The following is a 236-nucleotide window of genomic DNA, read 5'->3' as shown; positions in this document are numbered from 1 at the left end:
GAACCCGTGTTACCGCCGTGAAAGGGCGGTGTCTTAACCGCTTGACCAACGGGCCGATAGTATGTTCTTTACATTTTATATAAACGTAGTGGCGGAGAGCAAGGGATTCGAACCCTTGAGACAGTGGTAACCGCCTACACGATTTCCAATCGTGCTCCTTCGACCACTCGGACAGCTCTCCAAATGGCTCCACAGGCAGGACTCGAACCTGCGACCGATCGGTTAACAGCCGATAG

The 236-nt window shown here is 53.0% G+C and carries 1 tRNA gene; it reads right to left on the bottom strand.

Features of this window, described 5'->3' with window-relative positions:
* Positions 1–89: 89 nt before the first annotated feature.
* Positions 90–181: transfer RNA gene (locus tag MJG50_RS22050), tRNA-Ser, on the bottom strand.
* Positions 182–236 lie beyond the last annotated feature (55 nt).

This window comes from Fredinandcohnia quinoae (assembly GCF_022427965.1).
Classification (GTDB): domain Bacteria; phylum Bacillota; class Bacilli; order Bacillales; family Bacillaceae_L; genus Ferdinandcohnia; species Ferdinandcohnia quinoae.
This window is presented reverse-complemented; position numbering and strand designations above follow the sequence as displayed.